Annotated in this window: 2 protein-coding genes; both read right to left on the reverse strand. The window is 76.6% G+C overall.

Annotation, left to right across the window (positions count from 1 at the left end):
- Nucleotides 1–1,258, reverse strand: a 1,258-nt coding sequence (locus tag VR44_RS38670) for an O-antigen ligase family protein (RefSeq protein WP_107072595.1), incomplete at its 3' end; no start/stop codon positions are given.
- Between the two features lie 3 nt (nt 1,259–1,261).
- A partial coding sequence (locus tag VR44_RS38675; RefSeq protein ID WP_045952366.1) for an exopolysaccharide biosynthesis polyprenyl glycosylphosphotransferase occupies nt 1,262–2,528 on the reverse strand: 1,267 nt, incomplete at its 5' end.

Genomic DNA, 2,528 nt, shown 5'->3' on the forward strand with positions numbered 1-2,528 from the left:
GTCCGGTCGCGATCAGCCCGCAGTCCCGCAGCCCGTCGCCGGACCGTCCGGAGCCGCCCGGCCGTCCGCGGGGGCCGGACCCGCCGGAACCGCCGGAGGCCACGGCGCACCGGCGCAGGCCCGCGACGAGGAGGGCGGCCCAGCCGCCGGCGAGCGCCAGCAGTCCGACCAGCCCCTGTTCGCCGAGGATCAGCAGGTACATGTTGTGCGGGGACAGCAGGGGCTGCTTCATGAAGGCCTGGCCGGCGCCCGCGGTGTCGCTGCCGGAGGACAGTCCGAGCGAGGAGTGCCCGTCGCGGTGGGCGGGGAAGCCCTTGAGGCCCACCCCGACGGCGGGCCGCTCGCGCCACATCGACTCGGCGGCGGCCCACATCGTGTAGCGGTCGGTCACCGACTGGTCGGGGGCGCTGGAGACCTGGGTGATGGAGTTGAGGCGTTCGGCGACCATTTCGGAGCCCAGCCCGAGCCCGCCGACGAGGACCACGCCCAGCGCGGTCAGTGCCAGCACCACCGCCAGGGCCCGGCGGATCCCGGCCAGGCACATCACCAGCAGCGCCGCCGCGGCGGTGGCGATCCACGCGCCCCGGCTGAAGGAGAGCACCAGCGGGACCACGAGGGCCAGCGCGCAGCCCCCGGAGGCCCGCCGGACCTTGGCGGGCAGTCCCGGGGCGAGGGCGGCGGCGGTGGCGACGATCAGCCCGTACGCGACGACGGTGGCCATGCCCATGACGTCGCCGGGGCCGAAGGTGCCCACGGCGCGGATGTCCTCGCCCTGGTAGGAGGCCCCGGTGTGGGTGGCGTACTGCACGACCCCCACGGCGCCCTGCACCAGCCCGAGCACGACGAAGCACCCGGCGGCCAGCCGGAACTCCAGGGCGTCGCGGACCAGCAGCACCACGGCCGCCGGGACCAGCACGAACACCTGGAGGTAGCGCACGAACCCGGGCAGGGCGGCGTACGGGTCCCCGGCGGTCATCGTGGCGACGGCGAGCCCGATCCCCGGGGTCCCGAGCACGAGCACGCCCAGCGGGTTGAGCCTCCGCACCCGGCCGCGCAGGGCCTGGACGGCGCAGACGAGGGCGAGCAGCAGCGAGGCGGCGTCGGCGGGGCCGACCTTCCCGGAGGCGGTGGCGTCGCCGGCCGGGAGCGGGGCGAGGAGGAAGAGGACGGTCGCGGCGAGCGGCAGAAGCGGCCAGTGCCGGCGCAGCGCGGCGGCCGCGCCGGGCGGGCGTACGGGTCCGGGCAGGGCGAGGGTCATGGCTCAGCTCCCGCCCAGCCGGAAGCGGAAGAAGGAGGCGGCGGTGCGGGCCAGGATCCACAGGTCCTGCCAGAGCGACCAGGTGTCGATGTAGTGGTTGTCGAAGCGGGCCCGGTCCTCGATGGAGGTGTCCCCGCGCAGCCCGTTGATCTGGGCGAGGCCGGTGATGCCGACGGGCATCCGGTGGCGGGCCTCGTAGCCGGGGTGGACGGTGCTGAACTTGGCGACGAAGAAGGGGCGTTCGGGGCGGGGGCCGACCAGGCTCATGTCACCCCGGACGACGTTCCACAGCTGCGGCAGCTCGTCCAGCGAGGACTTGCGCAGGAAGGAGCCGACGGGGCTCATCCGGCGGTCGCCGGCCACGGTCCAGCGGGTGGCAGACTCGTGCTCGTCGGCGCGCAGGGTGCGGAACTTCAGCAGGGTGAAGGGGCGTCCGTAGAGGCCGACGCGTTCCTGACGGAAGATCACCCCGGGTCCGTCGGAGAGCCGTACGGCCAGGGCGCAGGCTCCCATGACGGGGGCGGCGGCGAGCAGGGCGAGCGCGGCCAGGGCGGAGTCGATGATCCGCTTGACGGACCGCTCCAGGGGCCGGGCGGGGCGGGGCAGCAGGGGCTGGACGGCGTATCCCCACAGCTGGTCGGCGGGGTGGGCGACCCGCATGCCGGTGACCTTGGCGGTGCCGGCGGGGTCGGCGAGCCAGAGCCGGCAGCCGTGGTCGTGGAAGAGGCGGACCAGTGCGGCGGTGCGCTCGTCGGCCTCGGGCGGGCGGGTGAAGACGGCGCAGCGCACGGAGTTCTGGATGACGGCGCGGCGGACGTCCTCGTGGGTGGCGAGGACGGGGAGCTGGCCGCCCTCCCCGGCGGCGGGGTCGGCGGGGTCGGCGATCCCGACGGGCCGCAGCCCGTACTCGGGGCGTCCGTGCAGGGCGGCGGCGACCGCGCCGGCGCCGTCGGCGGGGCCGACGACGAGCGTGGAGACGGGACGGCGGACCGCCGAGCGGCGCCACAGCCGGTGGACCAGCCCGCGCCCCGCGCAGGCCAGGACGGTGTGCAGACAGACGGCGGCGAGCAGGGCGTTCCAGGGGAGGGCCCGCGCGGGCGCGGCGGCGGCGAGGACGGCGGCGGCCCCGCACCACAGGGCGGCGGTCCGCCCGGCCAGGGCGGGCAGTTCGAGCAGGGCGGAGGGGGCGAGGCGGGGCCGGTAGAGGCCGCCCTGTGCCTGGAGGGCGGCGTTGGCGGCGGCGAGCAGGACGGCGGCCGCCGCCGTGGCC

Origin of the sequence: Streptomyces katrae, assembly GCF_000966975.1 — a bacterium.
GTDB lineage: Bacteria > Actinomycetota > Actinomycetes > Streptomycetales > Streptomycetaceae > Streptomyces > Streptomyces katrae.